Below are 19,990 nucleotides of genomic sequence, written 5' to 3' on the forward strand. Positions count from 1 at the left end.
CATCGGCCGGGAGGCCAGGCAAGATGGGTGCGTGACCCTCATCGATCAGCTGCCGCCGACCGCCGACCCCGACGCCCTGTACGAAGCCTTCGAGTCGTGGGCCCAGGAGCGCGGTCTCACGCTCTACCCCCACCAGGAGGAGGCGCTGATCGAGGCGGTCTCGGGTGCGAACGTGATCGTGTCGACGCCCACCGGCTCGGGCAAGTCCATGATCGCCGCAGGTGCCCACTTCGCCGCGCTGGCCCGGGACGAGGTCACCTTCTACACAGCTCCGATCAAGGCACTGGTGTCGGAGAAGTTCTTCGAGCTGTGCAAGCTCTTCGGCACCGAGAACGTCGGCATGCTCACCGGCGACGCCTCTGTGAACGCCGACGCGCCCGTCATCTGTTGCACCGCCGAGGTGCTCGCCTCCATCGCGCTGCGCGACGGCAAGGACGCGGACGTCGGCCAGGTCGTCATGGACGAGTTCCACTTCTACGCGGAGGGCGACCGCGGCTGGGCCTGGCAGATCCCGCTGCTCGAACTGCCGCAGGCGCAGTTCGTCCTGATGTCGGCCACACTTGGCGACGTCTCCTTCTTCGAGAAGGACCTCGCGCGCCGCACCGGCCGCCCCACGTCGGTGGTCCGCTCGGCGACCCGCCCGGTCCCCCTCTCCTACGAGTACAGGCTCACCCCGCTCACGGAGACGCTCACCGACCTGCTGGAGACCAGGCAGGCGCCGGTGTACATCGTGCACTTCACCCAGGCGCAGGCCGTGGAGCGGGCGCAGGCGCTGATGAGCATCAACATGTGCTCGCGCGAGGAGAAGGACCAGATCGCCGAGCTGATCGGCAACTTCCGCTTCACCACGAAGTTCGGCCGCAACCTCTCCCGGTACGTCCGCCATGGCATCGGCGTACACCACGCCGGCATGCTGCCCAAGTACCGGCGCCTGGTGGAGAAGCTGGCACAGGCCGGTCTGCTGAAGGTCATCTGCGGCACGGACACTCTCGGTGTCGGCGTGAACGTGCCCATCCGCACGGTGCTGTTCACGGCTCTGACCAAGTACGACGGCAGCCGTGTGCGCACCCTGCGCGCCCGTGAGTTCCACCAGATCGCGGGCCGGGCCGGCCGGGCCGGCTTCGACACGGCGGGGCTCGTGGTCGCGCAGGCGCCCGAGCACGTCATCGAGAACGAGAAGGCACTCGCCAAGGCGGGCGACGACCCGAAGAAGCGCCGCAAGGTGGTGCGCAAGAAGGCGCCGGAGGGCTTCGTCGGCTGGACGGAGAACACCTTCGAGAAGCTGATCGCCTCCGAGCCGGAGCCGCTGACCTCCCGCTTCCGGGTCACGCACACGATGCTGCTGTCGGTGATCGCCCGGCCCGGCAACGCCTTCAAGGCGATGCGCCACCTCCTGGAGGACAACCACGAGCCGCGCAAACAGCAGCTCAGGCACATCCGGCGGGCGATCGCGATCTACCGCTCGCTGCTGGACGGCGGCATCGTCGAGAAGCTGGACGAGCCGGACCCCACGGGCCGCATCGTACGCCTCACGGTCGACCTCCAGCAGGACTTCGCCCTCAGCCAGCCGCTGTCCACGTTCGCGCTCGCCGCGTTCGAGCTGCTGGACCCGGAGTCGCCCTCCTACGCCCTCGACATGGTGTCGGTCGTGGAGTCCACCCTGGACGACCCGCGCCAGATCCTCGTCGCGCAGCAGAACAAGGCGCGCGGCGAGGCCGTGGCCGCGATGAAGGCGGACGGTGTCGAGTACGAGGAGCGCATGGAGCGCCTCCAGGACGTCACCTACCCGAAGCCCTTGGAGGAGCTGCTCTTCCACGCGTACAACACGTACCGCAAGAGCCACCCCTGGGTCGGTGACCATCCGCTGTCGCCGAAGTCCGTGATCCGCGACATGTACGAACGGGCAATGTCCTTCACGGAGTTGGTGTCCTTCTACGAGCTGGCTCGCACCGAGGGCATCGTGCTGCGCTACCTGGCCGGCGCCTACAAGACCTTGGACCACACCATTCCGGACGACCTCAAGTCGGAGGACCTTCAGGACCTGATCGAATGGCTCGGCGAGATGGTGCGCCAGGTCGATTCCAGCCTGCTGGACGAGTGGGAGCAGTTGGCCAACCCGGAGGAGATGACCGCCGAGGAGGCTCAGGAGAAGGCCGACGAGGTCAAGCCGGTCACCACCAACGCGCGTGCCTTCCGGGTGCTGGTCCGCAACGCGATGTTCCGCCGCGTGGAACTCGCCGCCCTCGACCAGGTCGACGAACTGGGCGAGCTGGACGCCGAGGCCGGCTGGGACGCGCAGGCCTGGGGCGAGGCGATGGACAAGTACTGGGACGAGTACGACGACCTCGGTACCGGTCCCGACGCCCGCGGTCCGAAGCTGCTCGTGATCCAGGAGGAGCCGCAGAGCAAACTCTGGCGTGTCCGCCAGATCTTCGACGACCCCAACGGCGACCACGACTGGGGCATCAGCGCGGAGGTCGACCTCGCGGCCTCCGACGTGGAGGGCCGTGCGGTCGTCCGCGTCACCGACGTCGGCCAGCTGTGAGCGCAGGAGACTCCCACCCATGACGAACCCGGCCGAGAGACTCGTCGACCTGCTCGACCTGGAGCAGATCGAGGTCAACATCTTCCGTGGGCTGAGCCCGCAGGAGTCCCTGCAACGGGTCTTCGGCGGGCAGGTGGCGGGACAGGCGCTGGTCGCCGCCGGGCGCACCACGGACGGCGACCGTCCGGTGCACTCGCTGCACGCGTACTTCCTGCGCCCGGGCCGCCCGGGCGTGCCGATCGTGTACCAGGTGGAACGGGTCCGGGACGGCCGGTCGTTCACGACGCGCCGGGTCACCGCCGTGCAACAGGGCCGCACGATCTTCAATCTGACCGCCTCCTTTCACAAGCCTGAGGAAGGACCGTTCGAGCACCAGCTGCCGCCGGCCCGCGAGGTGCCGCACCCGGAATCCCTGCCGACGGTCACGGAGGAGATCCGCAAGCACCTGGGCGCTCTGCCCGAACAGCTGGAGCGGATGGCGCGCCGCCAGCCCTTCGACATCCGTTACGCCGACGGGCTGCGCTGGCACGCCGAGGAGATCGAGGGCGCCGAGCCGCGTAGCGCGGTGTGGATGCGGGCGGTCGGCCCGCTGGGCGACGACCCGCTGGTGCACACCTGTGCGCTCACCTACGCCAGCGACATGACCCTCCTGGACGCGGTCCGCATTCCCGTCGAGCCGCTGTGGGGCACACGCAACTTCGACATGGCCTCGCTGGACCACGCGATGTGGTTCCACCGGCCGTTCCGCGCGGACGAGTGGTTCCTGTACGACCAGGAGTCCCCGATCGCGATAGGGGGTCGTGGTCTGGCCCGCGGGCGGATCTACGACCTGCACGGGCGTCTGCTCGTGTCGGTCGTCCAGGAAGGACTGTTCAGGTCCTTGCAGTCGCTGTCGCCGAGGTAGCCGCCGCTCAGTGCTCCGCGGGCCTGGGGTTTCTGCGGCGCAGCCAGCCCCGTAGTCCGCGTGAGGCCTTCGTCGAGCACGCCGCGTGCGGTGCGGGCGTGGGTGGGGGCGAGTGCGGTGCTGTCGGGCCCGGATGTGATGCGGATAGGGCCGGGGGCCGTGCGGGCAGGGACTCGCGCGGCGCCGGGCGCGGGGCGGGCCGGTGGGCGCGGGCCTCGTCGACCGTCTGCGCCAGATCGCCGCGGAGCCAGCCGACCTCGTCGGGGTCGTCCGCAGTCATGATCCGCTCGGCGAGATCCGCCGACGGCGAGCCCGGGGTGCCGTGGGCGGGCGGCCCCGGACGGAACCGGTTCACATGGGCCCGTTCGTAGGGGTCCTTGACCACGTCCGAGATGTGCACGGGGTCGAGGAAGGCGGCCACGGTCCCGGCGCGCTCCCACGGATCGTCGGCCTGTCGCAGCAGGAATCCGAGGTGGCGTCCGCGCCAGGTGCGGGCCCGCAGGTCCAGCCCCTCCCCCAGTCGGTCGCGCAGAGCCTGAGGGGTACGGCCGGTCAGCAGGCGGGCGTTCCGCTCGTCCGCCGCGAACTTCCGCAGTTCCTCCGCCAGATAGAGCCACACCACGGCGCGGTACCGGTTCAGATAGAACTTGACCGGTACCACCAGGCCGAGGCGCGCGAGCCGGGTGAATCTGGCGGCCGACACCTCCATCAGCGCCGCGCCCTCTGTGGTGCCCACGACCCTGACGCTCTCCCGGAACGATTCCGGGAATCCGTCCTGCCCTCGCAGGCGCTCGATCTCGGCCCGGTCGACGCGGCGGCCCCCGCCTCCGCCCTCGTCGGGCACGGTACGGATCCGTCCGAGGTGTACCGCGAGATCGAATTCACCTCGTTTGAGGCCGAGTTCGCGAGCGGCGCGGCTCGGCGTGCAGGTCAGGTGACGTGGTGCTTGGTCACGTGGTGCCTCGATGGTGTTGCCCGACATGGTCGTCTCCCCCGTGGAGTCGGTGGCTCACGCCGTCCGCGCTCGCCGTGAAAAAAACCGTAGCCGGTCCGGCGAATTTCCGGGCAAGCCTGTGGATAACTCCGTACGGGGCAACGAACTCGCAGGTCAGAGGTCTTCTTTGGGTTCACGCCCGGGCTGTCGGGCGTCCACGCCGAGGTGCTCGCCGACGCGGTTGACGAGCAGGGTCATCTCGTAGGCGATCTGGCCGATGTCGGCCTCCGCGCCGCTGAGCACGCACAGGCAGCTGCCGCTGCCCGCGGCGGTGACGAACAGTACGGCGTCGTCGTACTCGATCATCGTCTGGCGGACTCTGCCCGCGCCGAAGTGGCGTCCCGAACCCTTGGCCAGGCTGTGCAGTCCGGACGCGACGGCGGCGAGGTGCTCCGCGTCCTCGCGGCGGAGGCCGGTGCTCGCGCCCGTCACCAGACCGTCGTTCGACAGGACCAGCGCGTGCCGTACCTGTTCCACGCGCCCGGTCAGGTCGTCCAGGAGCCACCCGAGTCCCTGGTTCTGCGCCATCTTCCGTCTCTCCCCGTGTGACGTCTCCCCCTGGCTGGAGGAACTTCCCGCCAGCCTTCCCCACGACCGCCGTCCGGGCAAGGAGGATGGGGGCATGGCACAGAAGATGACCGATGAGGAATGGCGGGCGTTCGTCTCGGAGGGCACCCGCACCGGCAAACTGTCCACTGTGCGCGCCGACGGCAGCCCGCACGTGGCGCCGATCTGGTTCCTGCTGGACGGCGACGAAGTGGTCTTCAACACGGGCAAAGAGACCGTGAAGGGGCGCAGTCTGGCCCGTGACGGGCGCGTCGCGCTCTGCGTGGACGACGACCGGCCGCCTTTCCACTTCGTGACGCTGAGCGGCCGAGCCCGGCTGTCCGAGGACCTCGGCGAGGTCCGGGACTGGGCGACCCGGATCGCCGCACGGTACATGGGTGAGGAACGCGCCGAGGAGTTCGGCGCCCGTAACGGCGTTCCGGGCGAGCTCCTGGTCCGCGTCACCGTGGACCACGTGGTGGCGGTGAAGGACCTGGCGGGCTGAGACCGCCATCGGCGGGTCAGCCCACCGAGTCGAGCAGCCGGGCGGTGTGCATCCGCCCGGCATACTCGACGAGCCGGATCAGCACCTCCTTTCCCGAGTCCCGGTCGCGGGCGTCACAGAGAACCACGGGCGTGCCCTGGTCGAGGTCGAGGGCGCGGCAGACGTCGTGGGCACCGTAGGCGCGGGCGCCGGCGAAGCAGTTGACGGCCACGACGAACGGGATGTGCCGGTGCTCGAAGTAGTCCACGGCCGGGAAGCAGTCCTCCAGCCGCCGGGTGTCCGCCAGGACCACCGCTCCGAGGGCGCCCTGTGACAGTTCGTCCCACAGGAACCAGAAGCGGTCCTGGCCCGGTGTGCCGAAGAGGTACAGGGACAGGCCGGAGCGGATGGTGATGCGGCCGAAGTCCATGGCCACGGTGGTGGTGACCTTCTGGTCCACGCCGTCGGTGTCGTCGACCAATTGCCCGGCCTCGCTGAGCAGTTCCTCGGTGCGCAGCGGGCGGATCTCACTGACCGCGCCGACCAGGGTGGTCTTGCCCACGCCGAATCCGCCGGCGACCAGAATCTTCAGCGCCAGGGCGGACGTCTCGTCGTCCGTGGCGTCGGGGTGCTCGGAGACCATGATCACTTCTCTCGGGGGTGGGAGTCGCGGCCGGCGGCGCGGCGTGGGTCCGGTGGGTGGTGAACTGTCATCTACAGCGCTCGCAATCCCGCGATGACCTCGCGCAGAATGCGTTCGTCGGGTAGCTGCGCCGGCGGTACCGGGCGGCTGATCGTGACGCAGCCCAGGTCCAGCAGGTCGCCCAGCAGCACCCTGATCACGCCCACGGCAAGGTCCGCGCCTGCGGCCAGTTCGGCGACCGACTGCGTCTCCGTGCGGCACAGGTCGACGAGCGTGTGGTGCTCGGGGCCGAGCGCGGGGTCACCGTCCGCGGGAAGGCCGCCGGGGTCGAACGTGACGAGTGCGATCAGGTCGAAGCGCACTCCGGTGGGGCCGGACCTGGTGCGGCCGCCTGTCATGGCGTAGGGACGGACGAGAGGTCCGGCCTCGCCGTCGTACCACTGGCTGCCCTGCTCCCGCGGGGCGTCTGTGGTGTTCTCGGTCATCTGTGCCGACCACCCTCTCGGTTCATCCGGCGGCAGGCGGCCGCGCGGCGACCCGGGGTGCCGTGTAGAGGTGTTCGCCGACGCGCCTGACCAGCCGTGCCATCTCGTACGCGACGAGTCCGATGTCGGCCGTGACCGCGGTGAGGACGGCGAGGCAGGAACCGTCTCCGGCGGCGGCCACGAAGAGGAAGGCGTCGTCCATCTCCACCATGGTCTGGCGCACCCCGCCGACTCCGAAGTGCCGCCCGGTGCCCTTGGCGAGGCTGTGGAAGCCGGAGGCGACTGCGGCGAGGTGCTCGGCGTCCGCGCGCTCGAGGCCGGTGGAGGCGCCCACGGCCAGGCCGTCGTTGGACAGCACCACCGCGTGCCGTACGTCGCCCACGCGGGTCACCAGGTCGTCCAGCAGCCAGTCGAGTTCGCCGGATCGCTGAGCGGCCCTCATGCTCGGGTCCTGGATCATGCAGGGTCTCCTTCACTGCTGTCGCTGCCCGCTTCGGGATCAGGGGTGGCGCCGCGGCCGGGTCGCCTGCCGCCGCCGCGCGTCCAGCCGTCGCGGTAGGCCGCCATGCGGTCCCGCACCAGTTCGGGGGTGCGCCGGTCGTCGCTGTGCGCGTCCGGTGCCGGAGACGACTTCTCGGGGCGGTGTTCGCGCAGTTGGGGCGCCAGACTCGCCTGCCGTATCCGGCGCGGGAGGCCGTCGGAGCCCTCGGAGTCGTTCGGGGGGCGGTGCAGCCGCAAGGTGGTGACTCCCGGGGGTGGGGTTTCGGGCGCGGGTGCTGCCGAGGGCCGGCCGGTGGCCGCGAGAGCGGGCCGGTCGGCGGACGTGACCACAGCCTTCTGGGGTGCGCCGGACACGCGCGCGTACGCCGGGTGCCCGGCCCGTTCCGGGTCCGCCGCCGAGCGGTTGACGGCTCCCGCGGCGCCGCTGTGCAGCAGGGCGGTGGGCACCAGGACCACGGCGGTGGTGCCGCCGTAGGGGGAGGTGCGCAAGTGCACTTTGATGCCGTGGCGCCCGGCGAGCCTGCTGACCACGAAGAGGCCCAGGCGGTCGCTGTCGAACAGGTCGAGCGCCTCGGACTGCTCGATGCGCCGGTTGGCCTCGGCGAGTGTCTCGGGGCCCATGCCCAGGCCACGGTCCTCGATCTCCAGGGCGTAGCCGTTGCCGACGGGTTCGCCGGTGACCCGTACGCGCGTGTGGGGTGGGGAGAACTGGGCGGCGTTCTCGACGAGTTCGGCCACCAGATGGGTGAGGTCGGCGACGGCTGCGCCGACGACGGATGCCTCGGGGAGCTGTCTCACCTCCACGCGCGCGTAGTCCTCGACTTCGGAGACGGCCGCGCGCACGACGTTGGTGAGGGAGACGGGCATGCGCCAGGCCCGTCCGGGGGCCGCGCCGGAGAGGATGATCAGGCTTTCCGCGTGGCGGCGCATGCGGGTGGTGAGGTGGTCGAGTCGGAAGAGGTCGCCGAGTTCGCCCGGGTCGTCCGAGCGGCGTTCCATGCTGTCCAGCAAGCTCAGTTGGCGGTGCACCAGGACCTGGCTGCGGCGGGCGAGGTTGACGAAGACCCCGGAGATGCCGCTGGCGAGTTCGGCGCGCTCCACGGCGGCGCGCAGGGCGGCGCGGTGCACTGTTCTGAGGGCCTCGGCGACCTGGCCGGTCTCGTCCTCGGCGGGCGGCTCCGGAGGGGCCTCGGTCCGGATGTCGATGTCCTCTCCGGCGCGCAGTCTCCGCATCGCCTCGGGAAGTTTGCGGCGGGCGATCTCCAGTGCTCCGTTGCGCAGGCTGACCAGCTCGACCACGAGGGCGCGTCCGATGCGTACGGAGATGACGAGCGAGGCGGCGACGGCGGCGAGGCCGAAGAGGACGGCGGCGCCGGCCGGGGTGAGGAGGCCGCGGCTGTACGGGTCGGCCCGGCCCGCGACGGTGCTCGCGGCGTCAGTTCCGATGGCCCGCATTCCGTCCCGCACGCGCGCGTGGGCGGTCTCCCAGTCGGCTGCCGGGGCCGCGTCGACCGCGCGGGCGCCCGGGTCGGCGGCGAGGGCCTTGTCCTCGAGGCTGCCGACGCCGGTGTAGGCGCCGCTCGCGGCGAGGTTCTGCCAGGCGGCACGCTGGGCGTCGGGCAGATCGGCGACGGCGGTGTCGGTGAGCGTGCGGCGCGTGTCGACGGCGCCGGCGAACAGCCGCAGTCGTTCGCCCGCGAGACCGCCCGCGAGACGGGCGCCGGCGAGCACGACGTCCTCCTGTGCCAGTGCCTCCTGCGCGCGGGAGAACTCGAGGAGTACGCGCGCGTCGGAGCCCAGGTCGGCCTGCTGGATGCCGGTGAGGGCGCCGTCCACCCTGAAGGCGGTGCTGATGGTCCGCGTGTACTGCCCGTACGCCTCCTCCCAGCCGGCGCGCCGGTCGAGCACCGCCGTGCGCAGCGTGCGCAGGTGCTCGGCCCCGGTGACGAAGGCGTCCAAGCGCTGTGCGACACCGGAGGGCAGCTCCTCGCTGTCCGCGACAGTGTTGTCGTCGCCGAGCCGCAGCCGGGCCACGGACCGGTCGGTGCGGGCGGCGAGGGTCCGCAGGTCGCCGCCCTGTCCGGCGGCCGGATCGGTCGCGTACCGCACGGCGGCCGCGCGCTCGGCCTGGAGGGCGGTGACGGCGTCCGCGAGCGGGGTGCGCAGTTCGGCGTCCACGCGCTGTGACTGGCGCAGTCGTGACACGTCCTGGGCGGTGCTGACGGTGGCGTACGCCCACAGGGCGAGCAGGGAGACGACGGGCACCATCAGCAGGCAGACGACCTTGGCCCGTACGGTCCGGGGCCGGAGCCACCGGCGCCCCGCGCGCGTGGGGGTGCCGTCCGGGGCCTGGCCGGGCGGGTCGTCGGGGTCCTCCTCGGCGGGTCGCCCGGCATGGGCGCGACGGCCGCGCGCGGGCGGCGGGGACGGCGTCTGAGCGCCTGGGGTGGTCCTACGGGGTGTACGCATGGCCTTCTCGCTCGGAAGTGGATCGTGGCACGCTCTGTGGCGGGAGGCCGGTCAGCCGGCCGGGTTCTGCACTGGACGCTGCGCGGAGGCGGACGCCTCGCGTTCCCCCGCGGTCGGTGAGAGGGCGACGAAGGCCGAGGTGATGAACAGGTAGGACCCGAGGCCGACGGCGAGGGGGAAGATGAACTGCATCGCCGTGGCCCCGGGCAGGACCTCGCCGGAGGGGGTGACGTGCACGCGGACCGCGAACATGCCGGTGTAGTGCATGCTGCTGACGGCCGCTCCCATGACGAGCGAGGCGACGGTGACCGCGATGGGCGACTTGATGTTGAGACCGGCCCACAGGGCCGCGGTCGCGGCGACCACGGCGATCAGGACCGAGACCCCGACGAGTACCGGGTCGTAGGTCACGTCACCGTGCAGCCGCGCCGCGGCCATGCCGAGGTAGTGCATGCTCGCCACGCCCAGCCCGGTGGTGAGGCCGCCGAGCAGGAGGGCGCGGGTGCGATCGCGGCTGTAGCCGACGGCGAAGACGCCGGCGCAGACGACGACCATGGCGACGAGGAGGCTGAGGATGGTCAGCGGCACGTCGTAGCGGATGTCGGTGCCGCTGACGCTGAAGCCGAGCATGGCCACGAAGTGCATGGTCCAGATGCCGGTACCGATCGCGGAGGCCGCGGTGACGAGCCAGTTGCGGCGCGCCCGTCCGGTGGTGCCGAGCGCGCGGACGGTGCAGCGCAGTCCCAGGGCGGCGCCGATGCAGGCCATCACGTACGACAGCGCGGGGGTCAGCCAACCCAGGGAGGCGTGGTCCAGGTGTCCCATGGCCCCGGGACGCTAGCCCCGGCAGGGGCGTACAAAGGGGGCGCATTTCGAAAGGTGTCGGAATCTGGCACAGACGTGCGCCGGAACGATCGCGTCACGTTCGAACATGCGCGCAGGGCGCCCCTCCTTACAAGTGAGGGATTATGCGCACCATGAGCGACGATCACACACACGTCCAGGAGTTCTTCACCGCCCGGGCGGACGACTGGGACAGCAAGTTCCCGGAGGACGGCCCGGCCTTCGCGGCCGCCGTGGACGACCTCGGGCTGCACCCCGGCGACCGCGTGCTCGACGCCGGCTGCGGCACGGGACGCGCCCTGCCGCCGCTGCGCGCGGCCGTGGGCCCGTCCGGCGTCGTCATCGGGGTCGATCTGACACCGGCGATGCTGCGGGCCGCCGTACGGGCGGGGCGGGATCGTCACGGGCGGCTGCTCCTGGCCGACGTCGCCGCGCTGCCCTTGCGGTCCCGGTCGTTCGACGCCGTGTTCGGCGCGGGCCTGATCGCGCACCTGCCGCACCCGTCGGAGAACCTCCGGGAGCTGGCGCGCGTGGTGCGGCCCGGCGGCACCCTGGCTCTGTTCCACCCGATCGGGCGCGCCGCGCTGGCAGCCCGCCAGGGCCGTCGCACCACCCCGGACGACCTGCGCGCCGAGGGCAACCTGAGGCCGCTGCTGGCCGGTGCCGGATGGCGCATGAGGTCGTACGTCGACGAAGACGCCCGCTTCCTGGCACTGGCGGTCCGCGAGGGATAGCCGCTGTCACCCGGTTTCAGGCCGTGGCTCGGGCCGGATTCTCCCCCGCGACCGCCACCACGAACGCGTCGGGGTTGTCGAACATGATGTTGTGGCCGGCGGCCGGCACCGTCCGCACGCGAACCCCGGCCGCCTCCAGCCGTTCCCTGCCGGTCAGTTCACCGCTCAGCTCGCCCTGGAGATACACGCGCTCGATCCCCAGCCCCTCCAGGATGGTGCGCATGACGGGGTCCGAGCCCCTCCTCAGACCGACGGCACTGCGGTGCAGTCCGCGCGGGTCGGCCAGCCGCATGGTCGACGCCCACAGCGGGCCGACCCTCTCCAGCACGCGCGCGTACCCGCCCGCCACGAAGTCCTCCTCCTCGTACGAGGCGATTCCGCTGCTGCCCGCGGTGGCCGGCGGAAACGCGTCGAGATTGGCCTCCGTGAGGACGAGCCGGGAGACCAGGTCGGGCCGCCGGTGGGCGAGCACGACGGCGACGGCTCCGCCCATGCTGTGCGCGATCAGCTCGGCCCCCGTCAGGCCCGACTCGTCCAGCGCGGCCGCCACGGCGTCGGCGTGCTCTTCCAGGGTGTAGCCGAAGTCCTCCGGTCGGTCGCTCACGCCGTGCCCGGGCAGGTCGACGAACAGGCTGCGCCGGCCGGCGAGCTCGGGCCGGGCCGCGATGTGCGCGTGGTACACGGTCGAGGCCGCCCCCAGCCCGTGCAGGTACACGCGCGCGGGTCCGGCACCCGGGGTCTCGGTCCACCGGATGCGGCTCCCCTTGCCGTCGAACTCGGCGTGCTTCATCACGTCCTCCTTGGTCACAGCCCTGGCTGCGGTCGACGTGGCGACAATACATCGGTCACGATGTACTGCGGAACAGATATATTCGTGGTCCGACATACAGGCTCTTCGACATACAGCGGACCTGAGGGAGAATGCGGGCATGCTGGAGCTCGCCATCCTCGGATTCCTGTACGACGCCCCGCTGCACGGCTACGTCCTGCGCAAGCACATCGCGGCACTGACCGGCCACGTACGGCCCATCGCCGAGAGCACGCTGTACCCCGCGATCAAACGCCTGGAGAAGGCCGGCCTGCTGGCGCGCGCCACCGAGCCGGGCTCCGTCGCCGCGCCGCGCCATGTGCTGACGCTGACGGAGGAGGGCAGGCACGAGCTGTGGCGCAGGCTCGCCGAACCGGCCCCGCGTGACATCACCGACGAGAACCGATGGTTCACGGTGCTCGCCTTTCTCCGGCACCTCGAGGACCCGGCCGCGCAGGCGGCGGTGCTGCGGCGCCGGCTGGCCTTCCTGGAGGAGCCGGCCAGCTTCTTCTACGACGGCGACCGGCCGCTGCGTGCGGAGGAGTTGGACGACCCGTTCCGGCGCGGCGTCCTCACCGTCGCCCGGGCCACGAGCCGGGCGGAACTCACCTGGCTGCGCGAGACCCTGGCCTCACTCGACGGCCTCGGGAGCCGCCGCGCGTAGCGGGGTGCGAGCCAGGAGGGGGAGGCCGCTTCACCGCGTCGTCCCTCTTTTGCCACCGAGGCTTCAACTCTATGTTGAGCAACGACGGATGGACGATCAGCAAGAGATGCCACTCAGGGGAAGGTGGTCCGTATGTGGGGCAGGATCCGCGAGAAGATCGCCCGGCCGGCCGTCTCGGGGCGCGGAGAGACGGGTGGAGATGGTGAAAAGCGCACGCACAATCTGTTCGATGCCGCGGCCGCCTATGTGTCGGCCCGCGCGGAGGACGACCAGGACCGGATCGACGAGGCCGCGTCCTGGGTGTCGCCGGAGGCGCTGTCGTTCGGGGTGAGCGAGCTGGCGTGCCGGGCCGTCATGGCACTGGCCCGGGAACGCGACGAGTCACCGCGGAAGGTGGCCCGTGACCTGCTGGGGCTGCCCGTGGCCTGACCCGGGTCCGGCGAGCGGCATTTCGCCCCGTCCAGGTGGATACCTGGAGCTCTGCGTGGTGGCAGTCGTGACAACGACGTTCCGCTCGCACTAGGGTGCGCGCCGTTGGACGAACCACTGGGGAGGCTGGGATGCCTGGGACGGAAGAGGAGGCCGTCGCCGCCGCGGACGATGCGCTGTACGTGCTCACAGCTGTGCTGCTGACGCCGGCGCAGTTTCCGAGCGTGCTGGGCGACGACTATCCGGAGGCGTGCGCCGCGCTCGGCCTGGCGCCGTACGCGGACGGCTACGGCCTGGTGCTCGGCCAGGACGGCTACGGCGCTCGCTGGACGGTCGTCATCGACGACGTCTCGCTGGTCGCCGTCGCGATCGCGTCCTGGGACTGCGGCATGGAGTACGAGTTGTCGCCCGACGAGCGCACGGTCGTCGCCGCCCTGCCCGGCTGGCCCCTGGCGGTCGCCGTCGCCGCTCCGAACGTGCCCGCGCCGCACGACCCCGGTCCCGAGGCCACGGACCGTCCGGCGCTGGCCCCGCCGGACACCACCTCCTGGGGACCGGCCCAGCGGCGTCTGGGCGCCGACGAGATCGCCTCGCAGTGGGCCATGTGGCGGGGGCAGATCAACGAGGCCGACTTCCGTGCACCGGGCGGCTCGGCCCCGGCGCAGGACGGCCCGGCGGACGCGCGGGACGACGGGGCGGACACGCAGGACGGTTCCGGGGACGCGCGGGAGGGCAGGGCGGACACGTCGCCGCGAGGCCAACGTGGCATTCGGCGTGTCCTGGCCGAGGCTCGCGCGTACGTGGACACGCCACCGCCGCTCGGCAGGGTCCGCTCGTCGTTCGCCCCGGGGGACGCCCGCACGCTGCGCGCCGACGGCCCGGGCTGGTCGATGGTGGCCCGCACCGACGACATGGCGTTCGTGCTGCTCGACGAGAAACCGGGCGAGGTGCTGCCGGTGGGCCGGGGGCCGGAGCTGCCCGGCCTGCTGGAGGCGCTCGACAAGGTGGCGGTACGGCCGAGCTGACGCCGCCGGCGCCGTGCCAGGCACCGGCGGCGGTGCGGGTCACCCGCTCCTGTCCGTGTCGATCAGGAGGGCCTCCATTGCGATGTCCGGGTCCTCGTGGGCCCTGAGCGCTTCCAGTTCGGCCCGCCACGGCTCCGTCCAGTCCGTTCTGCGGCCGCCGACCCGGACCAGGGCCAGGGCGAGCACCCCGGACGCGGCCGTCGCACGTGTGCGCAGGCTGCGAGCGGCGGCGAGCAGGGCCGCGCGCGTGGGCGGCCGGTCCAGGTCCACGGGTAGGTAGTCGGTGGTGCTGGGGATGCGTCCCGGGCCCGTTTCGCACCATCGCACCAGCCGGTTCCACCGGTGCTCTTCATGGAGTCCGTGCCGTACGGCCTCCACTGCGGCCTCCCAGTTGAGGCGTGCGGCGTCGGCGTGCATGCCGACGGACTCCAGCGTGCCGGCCAGCCCGTCCAGGAGATGCAGGGCCTTGCCGCCTCCGAGGCCCGGCCGTATGGCCTCGCACCACTGGTGGAGGCGCCGCAACGCCTCGACACGTGCTGCGGGATCGTCGGCGCGGGCCCGCTCGGCCATGGCGTCGAAAGCGGTGCGGGCGGCGGCTTCGGCGACCGGCCCCGGCGGGAAGAACATCAGCTGCTGTGCCGCCGCCCGCCAGACCCGGTGGGGCCGATCCGGGTCAGCCATCACCTCGGACAGCACGCGGAGGGCGTCGGTGGCCTCAGGGGTCAGCCGGCCCGCCAGCGCCCGGCAGGCGGCCACCGTGGTGTCCTCGCCGCCCTCCTCGACGAGCCGCACGAGGAACGCCCTGTACGGCTCGCCCTTGCTGCCGGGGACCGCCTGCACGCGCGCGTGCACGACGGCGTCCCGTACGGCGGGCTCGTCGGCCGCCGCGCGCAGCCGGTCCGAGACGCCGGCGCGGTCGATGTCCGGCAGCAGCACGCGGGCCAGTACGGCCCGTACATCCGGGTGCTGTCCCGGAGCGTCCCAGGCGGCCAGGAGAGCCTCGAACGCGCCGTCCAGGGTGCCCAGGGCGCGTACGGCCTCCTTGCGCGTGCCCACGGGCGCGACGGTGGCTGCCGCGACGGGCGCCAGCAGGGCCACGGCGTCGCGGTCGGGGGCCCGCTCCAGGAGCCGCCGCAGCGCGGCCAGGGCGGCCCGCCCGCGCACTCCTCCGGTCGCGGCGTGTCGCAGCAGGAGATCACGCAGCTCTGCGCGGCCGGCCTCCAGCGTGCGGTCGGTGGCTTCCCCGAGGGCCGTGAGCGCCGCCGCGGCCACGGGCTGCGGGGCCTCCCGCGCCAGCGCCGTCAGCCGCCGGGGGTCTCGCAGCAGGGCGGCGGCGTCGGCCCGGGTGCGCAGGGGTGCGGTTTCGTCGGTGGCCACGCCGGCGAGGTGCTCGGCCCACGCGTCCCGTTGACCGGGCAGCCACCGGCCCATGGGCCCGGGGTGCATCTTGGGCGCCCAGGGCAGCGGACGGGGCCGAAGCCGCCCGGTGAACCGTTCTCGTGCGGCCGCGAGGACGGTGTCCAGGACGTCCGTGCGCCGGACGGCGAGGGTCCGCAGGACGACCGGCAGGGTCGCGAAGGTGGCGTCCACGGCGACGAGTTCGGCGCAGCGCCTTTCCCGCAGGTGCGGCGGCCGGACCCAGACCGCCGCGGCACGGGCGGCGAGTTCCGTGTCGTCGCAGGTGAGTGCGACCTGTCGGACCGCGGAGTCCAGGGCGGGCAGGGCGGTGAGCCGGTGAGCGAGGAGTTCCGCGAGCGCCGTGGTGACGTCGGGCCGGTTCCGCGCCGGCCCGGAGGTGGCCGCCCAGATGGCCCGGGCCGCCTCCCGGTCGACGCTCAGGGTGGTCACCGCTCGGTCGTGCGGCGTCGCGAGCACGACCTGGCCCAGCAGTCCGGCCACGTGAATGGCACGGTCGCGCCGGCCGGCCCGTGCGGCCTGTTCGACGACGCGGCGCAGCAGCCGCTCGGCGGCAGCCAGGCAGGCCGGTGTCGTGTCCCGCGACTGGACGGTGGTGAGCACGGCGTCGCGCAGCACGCGTTCGGGCAGGGCGGCCAGCAGCCGCGTCGCGGCACCGGCGAGTTGTTCCAGGGCCCAGCGGCGTACGTCGACCTGGTCGTGCCAGGCGCGTTCGCAGTCGACCGCGATCCGGGCGAACTCATCCGGATTCCCGTCGAGTTCCGCGCAGGCCAGCAGCGCCGGCCAGGCCATGGCCCGGTGGTGGGACCGGTGGTTCGATGTCATGTCCCGCAGCACCGGTTCGGCATCGGCCAACGGCAGGGCGGCGGCCAGCCGGGCCTGGGTCCAGGGTCTGTTGCTGTGACGGTCCAGCCGGGGCCGGATCATTTCCGCGCGGTCGGCGGGGGTGAGGGCGGCGAACAGACTGAGCGGGGCACCCCACAGTCCTCTGCCGCCGGTGAACCGGCGCTCGGCGACACTTCGCCGGTCCGCCGCCGGCAGGAGCGCCAGCAGCCCGTCGGGGGCGACCTCACGCCGTTCCGGGCCGCGCATGCGGCTGCCGGTCGCGGGGCAGCGCTCGGCCAGGAACGCGAGCTCCTCGGCGGGCAGTTCGCTCAGTGCCCGCCGTACTGAGGGCGGCAGTGGCCCTGCGGGTACGGAATGGTGGGGCAGTCGGCCGTCCTCGTCAGGTTCCGCCGCACGCAGGATGGCTGCCGCTTCGGCGGGCCGTCGGAGCGCCGAGAGGACCCCTCGGGAGGTGAGCAGGCCCGGGGCCCGTTCCAGGAGCAGGAGTGCCGTGCCGGGATCGCGGTGGGCGGCGATCGAGGCGACGGCGCGGTACCGGGTCATGAAGCGGTGCCTCTCCTGTCGCGGACACCCTTCGAACTGTGCGGCGAGATACCCGGCCACGGCTCTCGGTGCGGTGCGGGCCAGGGAGCTGAGGACTCCCTGGGAGGGATCGAGGCGGCTCAGCCAGGCCCCCGCGGTCTCGGCTGGGCACGCGGGCAGCAACGCGGCCGCGTCACGCACCCCGTGCCGCTCGTGCACGCGAGGCAGCAGCCGGTCGGCGAGTGCACTCCGACGGCTGAGCCTGAGCAGTCGGAAGGCGTCGTGACGGATGGCCCTGATCTCGCACAGGGCCAGTCGTTCCAGGGCGTGTTCGGGAACCGGCAGCCGGATGGCGGCCGCACGGGCCCGGTGCCCGAGCAAGGGATCCGTGAGGACATCGGCCACGCGTTCCAGGTCACGCCGTACGACGGCCAGGAAGAGCGCCGTGTGCCGTTCGTCGCGGTCGCCGGTGTCGAGGGCGTGGTGCAGGGTTTCGTAGGCGTCCGGGGTGAGAGTGCGGGCGTAGCGCGCCAGGGCACTCATGCGTTCCGGGAACGGCAGGGGGTCGAAGTGGGCCCTCAGCCAGGCGGGCGTCAGCGGCGCCTGCGGAGGGAGGGACTGTCGGGACGGCGTCTGCGGCGCCTCGTGTCCGGCCATCAGCGCTCACCGTGGAGTCGCTGGGCCTCCTTTCCATACGTCATGGCCGTCATCGTGGTCCTTCGGTGATCAACGTCGCAAGCGAATTCACGGACGCCGGCTCATCGCCGCCCGCGGACCGGACCGTCGGCCGGCCCCGGGGCGGCGATGTGGTCGACTCGCCTCAGCGGCCGATTTCCTTGCGCGCGGCGCGGCGCAGCCTGCGTCGCTGTGAGGGATCCAGCGTGAGGTACGCGGCCGCCGGCACTCCCAGGACGATCAGGAACGAGACCCACCAGGGCAGCCATATCAGCAGGATGAGCCCGACCGCCACACCTCCTGCGGCGATCTTCGCGTTGTTCGACATGAGCGTCGCCTCCTTCGCGGCCACTGCCGCTCTCTGATCTGAGAACGGGCCCGCGCTTCCCGCGGTTCCAGGCCGCGACCCTGAGACGTCCCTGAGGCCCGGCCCTTACGTACCCCTGAGGACCAGTGTCTTCCCCCCGGAAGCCGATGGCCGGCTCCTTCCAGCTGAAGCCGACGAGTGGGCGACGCCCCGCGTTCACCTGCCGGCCGCGCACGGTTCCGCCGTGGGCCCAAATCTTGCCGCGTCAGCGAAATTGCCCACCAGGAGGCACGATGTCCCCGCACACCACCAGTCGGCGCCGCGTCCACCGCACTGTCGCGACCGGTCTGCCGCTGGCCTTGGCGGTCGCTCTCATGGCGGCCGGTACGGCCGCGGCGGCGCCCTCGGGGGATGCGTACGTGACCCACACGGCCACGCTCGGCGACATCCCCCTCGGCGCGTTCAGCAACGGGCTGCTGCCCGGCAGCGTGGACGACGACCGGGGCATCGACCTCGGCGGCATCGGCAGCGACATCTGTCCGGCGGGCCGCAAGGGCGAGTACTGGACGGTGACCGACCGGGGCCCGAACGGCCAGATCAAGGTGAGCGGCCAGAAGCGCCGCACCTTCCCGGTACCGGGCTTCGCCCCGGCGATCGTGAAGATCCGGGTGTCCGGCGACACCGTCAAGGTGATCGACGCCGTCCCGATCACCACATCCTCCGGGAAGCCCGTCACCGGGCTGCCGAACCAGCAGGGCCGCGACGAGGCGCCGTACACCTACAACGCCGCCACACAGCTGTCGTACAACCCGAACGGCCTGGACACCGAGGGGATCGTGCGGGCCGAGGACGGCACCTTCTGGCTCGTCGACGAGTACGGCCCGTCCCTGATCCACGTCTCCGCGCGCGGGAAGGTGCTCACGCGCTACGTGCCCCGCGGGTTCGGTCTCACCGGCGCGGACTATCCGGTCGTGGAGGCGCTGCCGTCGGTGCTGCTGCACCGGAAGATCAACCGCGGCTTCGAGGGGCTGGCCCAGCTGCCCGGCGGCGATCTGGTGATGGCGCTGCAGAGCCCGCTCTCGCTGCCGGACGCGGACGCCGGGGACGCCTCGCGGACGACCCGGCTGCTGCGGTTCTCGCCGAAGAAGAAAGCGGTCACCGCCGAGTACGCCTACCGGTTCGACCCGGTGAACGTGGTCGACCCGAGCGAGGACGACACATCGGAGCTCAAGATCTCCTCGGTGGTGGCCGTGGGCCGTGACCGGCTCCTTGTGGAGGAGCGCACCGACAAGGCGGCCCGGCTCCAGCTGGTGAAACTCCAGCGCAGGTCGGACATCCTGGGTGGCCCCTGGGACGACGACACGACGTCTCCGTCCCTGGAGCAGCTCGACGACCCGGCGGCCGAGGGTGTACCGGTGCTCGCCAAGCGCCTCGTCGTCGACCTGGGCAAGGTCGCCGGGGTGCCCGGGAAGATCGAGGGCATCGCGCGCGTGGACGACGACACGCTGGCGCTCATCAACGACAACGACTTCGGGATGACGGACGGCGCGGGCGCCTTCGACCCGCAGGGCCGGCTGGTGGACAGCGGTGTCGAGACGACGGTGACGTACGTCCGGCTGCCCGACGGCATCTGACGGGCGCCGGTCTCAGGACAGGTCCGGGAGCGAGCTGATGAGCGACTCCAGATCGCTCGGCACCTCGCTCGGGAGCACGCTGGGGAACCCCGACGGCAGACCACTCGGCAGCCTGGAGGGCAGGCCCGACGGCAGCCTGCTGGGCAGTTCGGTCGGGAGGCCGAACGAGGGCCGCGCGGAGCCGCTGGAAGTAGCAGTGCTCTCCGGCCGCTGGTCGTCCGGGGAGCGGTCACCCCCGGAGGTCATCACGGTCACGACCAGGACTGCCACGGCCGCCACCAGCACGGCCAGGACGGCGAAGAGCGGGCCCCGGCGCCTCCGCGGGCCGGGGCCCGGCCCGTCGGCAGCGGGTCCGAAACCGCCGCCCGGCGGTCCGGGCGGCGGAGGCGGTACGGATGGTGTGGTCATACCGTCCACCATCGCCTCATACGGTTCATCGGGCGACCGGCGCACGGAAGTTGATACCGGCTCACACCATGGACCGCACGATTCCGGAGCATTCCGCGCGCGGGCAGA

At 72.1% G+C, this 19,990-nt stretch carries 19 protein-coding genes; 8 read left to right on the forward strand and 11 right to left on the reverse strand.

Annotated features, from left to right (window positions below):
* Window positions 1-31 precede the first annotated feature (31 nt).
* Window positions 32-2,545 carry a DEAD/DEAH box helicase gene (locus ACWGJM_RS27095; protein ID WP_453414319.1) on the forward strand — a complete coding sequence of 838 codons (2,514 nt, stop codon included), beginning with the start codon at window positions 32-34 and terminating at the stop codon, window positions 2,543-2,545.
* Between the two features lie 19 nt (window positions 2,546-2,564).
* The gene (locus ACWGJM_RS27100; protein WP_453414320.1) at window positions 2,565-3,449 is read left to right on the forward strand and encodes an acyl-CoA thioesterase; all 885 of its coding nucleotides are present in this window, start codon (window positions 2,565-2,567) and stop codon (window positions 3,447-3,449) included.
* Window positions 3,450-3,456: 7 nt separating this feature from the next.
* Here ACWGJM_RS27100 and ACWGJM_RS27105 read toward each other — a convergent pair whose 3' ends face one another.
* A complete protein-coding gene (locus ACWGJM_RS27105) occupies window positions 3,457-4,431 on the reverse strand; it encodes a DUF6397 family protein (protein WP_453414321.1) in 975 nt (324 codons plus the stop codon).
* Between the two features lie 126 nt (window positions 4,432-4,557).
* Window positions 4,558-4,971 (reverse strand): roadblock/LC7 domain-containing protein, encoded by a 414-nt coding sequence (locus ACWGJM_RS27110; protein ID WP_132854825.1) that lies wholly within the window; start codon window positions 4,969-4,971, stop codon window positions 4,558-4,560.
* A 94-nt stretch (window positions 4,972-5,065) separates the two neighbouring features.
* Here ACWGJM_RS27110 and ACWGJM_RS27115 point away from each other — a divergent pair, with 94 nt between their 5' ends.
* On the forward strand, window positions 5,066-5,494 hold the full coding sequence (locus ACWGJM_RS27115) for a PPOX class F420-dependent oxidoreductase (RefSeq protein ID WP_361435936.1): 429 nt from the start codon (window positions 5,066-5,068) through the stop codon (window positions 5,492-5,494).
* A 16-nt stretch (window positions 5,495-5,510) separates the two neighbouring features.
* Here the strand turns inward: ACWGJM_RS27115 and ACWGJM_RS27120 are convergent, their stop codons facing one another.
* The 5 genes from ACWGJM_RS27120 to ACWGJM_RS27140 all read right to left on the reverse strand — a co-directional run bounded on the left by ACWGJM_RS27120 (window position 5,511) and on the right by ACWGJM_RS27140 (window position 10,396).
* Complete coding sequence (locus ACWGJM_RS27120) at window positions 5,511-6,116, reverse strand: GTP-binding protein (protein ID WP_453414322.1); 606 nt, start codon at window positions 6,114-6,116, stop codon at window positions 5,511-5,513.
* 71 nt (window positions 6,117-6,187) lie between these two features.
* The gene (locus tag ACWGJM_RS27125) at window positions 6,188-6,601 is read right to left on the reverse strand and encodes a DUF742 domain-containing protein (RefSeq protein ID WP_453414323.1); all 414 of its coding nucleotides are present in this window, start codon (window positions 6,599-6,601) and stop codon (window positions 6,188-6,190) included.
* 22 nt (window positions 6,602-6,623) lie between these two features.
* Window positions 6,624-7,061: a roadblock/LC7 domain-containing protein gene (locus ACWGJM_RS27130; RefSeq protein WP_453414324.1), complete on the reverse strand. Its 438-nt coding sequence runs from the start codon at window positions 7,059-7,061 to the stop codon at window positions 6,624-6,626.
* Window positions 7,058-9,571 (reverse strand): sensor histidine kinase, encoded by a 2,514-nt coding sequence (locus tag ACWGJM_RS27135; protein ID WP_453414325.1) that lies wholly within the window; start codon window positions 9,569-9,571, stop codon window positions 7,058-7,060. Before ACWGJM_RS27135 ends, ACWGJM_RS27130 begins: the two co-directional genes overlap by 4 nt.
* Before the next feature lie 51 nt (window positions 9,572-9,622).
* Window positions 9,623-10,396 carry an MHYT domain-containing protein gene (locus tag ACWGJM_RS27140; RefSeq protein ID WP_453414326.1) on the reverse strand — a complete coding sequence of 258 codons (774 nt, stop codon included), beginning with the start codon at window positions 10,394-10,396 and terminating at the stop codon, window positions 9,623-9,625.
* A gap of 152 nt (window positions 10,397-10,548) precedes the next feature.
* Here ACWGJM_RS27140 and ACWGJM_RS27145 point away from each other — a divergent pair, with 152 nt between their 5' ends.
* Window positions 10,549-11,148, forward strand: a complete 600-nt coding sequence (locus tag ACWGJM_RS27145) for a class I SAM-dependent methyltransferase (RefSeq protein WP_453414327.1) — start codon at window positions 10,549-10,551, stop codon at window positions 11,146-11,148.
* Window positions 11,149-11,164: 16 nt separating this feature from the next.
* Here ACWGJM_RS27145 and ACWGJM_RS27150 read toward each other — a convergent pair whose 3' ends face one another.
* The gene (locus tag ACWGJM_RS27150; protein ID WP_453414328.1) at window positions 11,165-11,938 is read right to left on the reverse strand and encodes an alpha/beta fold hydrolase; all 774 of its coding nucleotides are present in this window, start codon (window positions 11,936-11,938) and stop codon (window positions 11,165-11,167) included.
* A 139-nt stretch (window positions 11,939-12,077) separates the two neighbouring features.
* Here ACWGJM_RS27150 and ACWGJM_RS27155 point away from each other — a divergent pair, with 139 nt between their 5' ends.
* The 3 genes from ACWGJM_RS27155 to ACWGJM_RS27165 all read left to right on the forward strand — a co-directional run bounded on the left by ACWGJM_RS27155 (window position 12,078) and on the right by ACWGJM_RS27165 (window position 14,074).
* Complete coding sequence (locus tag ACWGJM_RS27155) at window positions 12,078-12,620, forward strand: PadR family transcriptional regulator (protein WP_453414329.1); 543 nt, start codon at window positions 12,078-12,080, stop codon at window positions 12,618-12,620.
* Window positions 12,621-12,752: 132 nt separating this feature from the next.
* Window positions 12,753-13,049, forward strand: coding sequence for a hypothetical protein (locus tag ACWGJM_RS27160; protein ID WP_453414330.1), 297 nt, complete (start codon window positions 12,753-12,755; stop codon window positions 13,047-13,049).
* 131 nt (window positions 13,050-13,180) lie between these two features.
* On the forward strand, window positions 13,181-14,074 hold the full coding sequence (locus ACWGJM_RS27165; RefSeq protein WP_453414331.1) for a hypothetical protein: 894 nt from the start codon (window positions 13,181-13,183) through the stop codon (window positions 14,072-14,074).
* Between the two features lie 39 nt (window positions 14,075-14,113).
* Here ACWGJM_RS27165 and ACWGJM_RS27170 read toward each other — a convergent pair whose 3' ends face one another.
* Both ACWGJM_RS27170 and ACWGJM_RS27175 read right to left on the reverse strand, forming a co-directional pair.
* Window positions 14,114-17,515 carry a hypothetical protein gene (locus ACWGJM_RS27170; protein ID WP_453414332.1) on the reverse strand — a complete coding sequence of 1,134 codons (3,402 nt, stop codon included), beginning with the start codon at window positions 17,513-17,515 and terminating at the stop codon, window positions 14,114-14,116.
* 163 nt (window positions 17,516-17,678) lie between these two features.
* Complete coding sequence (locus tag ACWGJM_RS27175; RefSeq protein WP_355932362.1) at window positions 17,679-17,861, reverse strand: hypothetical protein; 183 nt, start codon at window positions 17,859-17,861, stop codon at window positions 17,679-17,681.
* A gap of 272 nt (window positions 17,862-18,133) precedes the next feature.
* Here ACWGJM_RS27175 and ACWGJM_RS27180 point away from each other — a divergent pair, with 272 nt between their 5' ends.
* The gene (locus ACWGJM_RS27180; RefSeq protein ID WP_453414333.1) at window positions 18,134-19,474 is read left to right on the forward strand and encodes an esterase-like activity of phytase family protein; all 1,341 of its coding nucleotides are present in this window, start codon (window positions 18,134-18,136) and stop codon (window positions 19,472-19,474) included.
* Window positions 19,475-19,486: 12 nt separating this feature from the next.
* Here the strand turns inward: ACWGJM_RS27180 and ACWGJM_RS27185 are convergent, their stop codons facing one another.
* Window positions 19,487-19,882, reverse strand: coding sequence for a hypothetical protein (locus ACWGJM_RS27185; RefSeq protein WP_453414334.1), 396 nt, complete (start codon window positions 19,880-19,882; stop codon window positions 19,487-19,489).
* Window positions 19,883-19,990: the final 108 nt, after the last annotated feature.

The sequence above is a fragment of the Streptomyces sp. NPDC054834 genome, from assembly GCF_053611185.1.